Raw genomic sequence first — 1,921 nt, forward strand, 5'->3', positions numbered from 1 at the left:
CCGTCTTCCCGCATCCGACCCTCTCGGAAATGATGCACGAGAGCGTCATGGATGCGTATGGGCGCGCGATCCATATGTGATCCGCCGCGACACTCTGTGATGGCCGGGCGTGTCCCGGCCACTCCGCTCGCCGACGAGCGAGCGCCAATTTCGGAACACCCGGCCGCATGGACCGTTCAGCCTTGGCAACCACCGAGGAGACGCCGCCATGCCGACACCGGCCGAACTGAAGACCGCGTTCTGGAAAGCCCTGAAATCCGACATGACCGTCATGCTCGGTCTGGCCGGGACCGAGAAGGGCCACACCCGCCCGATGACCGCGCAGATCGAGGGCGACAAGGGCCCGATCTGGTTCTTCACCGACCGCGATACGGAACTCGTGCAGAAACTGGAACACGGCCAGCGCGCCGCTTTCAGCTTCACCGCGAAGGGACACGACCTCTTCGCCTCCGTCGAGGGCACCCTGCAGGTCGACATGAACCGCGCGGTGATCGATCGCCTCTGGAACAGCTTCATCGCGGCCTGGTTCAAGGGCGGCAAGGACGACCCGCGCCTCGTGCTCCTRCGCTTCGATCCGGGCGAAGCCGAAATCTGGGAAAACGCCTCCAACCTGCTCGCCGGCATCAAGGCCCTGCTGGGCGTCGATCCGCAGACCGACTACAAGGACAAAACCGCCGAAGTGAAGCTGGGGTAGGGGGCGATCGAGTACCAACCTCCGTCATTCCGGGGCCGCGTAGCGGAGCCCGGAACCCATACGCGCTGCGTTTGGAGAACGGGCGCAAGGCGATCCGTGTCCTCCCCGGCGAGCGCCTCTGTCTCCGTGTCCTCCCCGGCGAGTGCCTCCCCCTCCGTGTCATCCCCGGCGAGCGTAGCGAGGGAAGGGGACCCAGGCCTGGACCGTCCTCGCGCACCACGGTGCGGCGTTATGGGTTCCCTTCCCCTCCGACGGCTCCGCCATCTCCGGCCGGGAATGACACTGAGGGTGGCACCCCCTCCGCTGTCATGGCCGGGCCTGTCCCGGCCACCCCGGTCGGATGAGCGCCGCACCTCACGAAAGCGAGGTCACCGGGACAAGCTCGGTGATGACAAAGGACGGTGGGGTCGCAATCCTCCACCGGGCCTGTCCCGGCCACCTCGATTAGATGAGCGCTGCGCTTCACGAAGCGAGGTCACCGGGACGAGCCCGGTGATGACAAAAGTAAGCCTCATCCTGAGGGGGCCGGAGGCCCGTCTCGAAGCCTCATCCTGAGGAGCGACGCAGTCGCGTCTCGAAGGACGAGGCGTCTCCAGCGATCTCTGGACCCTCCTTCGAGACGCCGCTGACGCGGCTCCTCAGGATGAGGGTCAGCTGGACGAGCCCGGCGATGGCACCGGCTCAGCCGAACCCACATCGTCGCCCTCGGCGATGGGGAGGACGCGCAGCGGCTCGGCCAACCGCGCGTCCTCGAACCGCGCCTCCCGCCACGACGCCACCGGCCGCGCATCCCTCGCTTCGGAAAACGCAGCCCGTCGCGCCAGCCGGATCTCGACGATCCCGCGCATCAGGACCCACGCGACGCCGAACACCGTCAACGCGCTCATGACGATCATGAGCGCCTGGATCGGCTCGGAYGCTRTYTGAAACTTGGACAACGCATCGGCGACGATGCTGTACGGCTGSTCCATCCCACGCTCCCTTGGTGAAACGACCACCAGGAGCCCTGGTGGCCGGGGAGCTAGAAACCGCCCAAAGACGGCGCACTGCCCTTTAGGCTTTCACCCTGGACATGCGGCAGCACCTCCCCGGCCATAAAGGGCAAGGGAGGCATCGTCGCGGTCGATGCCGACCGCTTTGGGAGAGGTTTCTAGGCCCCGAAGTCGGGTGCGCCCGACTTCGGAGTAACGAAACACTACGCGGTGGGGTCGGGTCAATGGGATAGAG

At 66.3% G+C, this 1,921-nt stretch carries 2 protein-coding genes; one reads left to right on the forward strand and one right to left on the reverse strand.

The window, feature by feature from the left end:
• The first annotated feature begins 208 nt into the window (after positions 1-208).
• Positions 209-694, forward strand: coding sequence for a pyridoxamine 5'-phosphate oxidase family protein (locus AC1DT3_RS19455; protein WP_477466860.1), 486 nt, complete (start codon positions 209-211; stop codon positions 692-694).
• Positions 695-1,344: 650 nt separating this feature from the next.
• On the opposite strand, the gene AC1DT3_RS19460 is transcribed toward AC1DT3_RS19455, so the two are convergent.
• Complete coding sequence (locus tag AC1DT3_RS19460) at positions 1,345-1,665, reverse strand: hypothetical protein (RefSeq protein WP_477466861.1); 321 nt, start codon at positions 1,663-1,665, stop codon at positions 1,345-1,347.
• Positions 1,666-1,921 lie beyond the last annotated feature (256 nt).

The organism is Microvirga sp. P4_G7, from assembly GCF_056401005.1.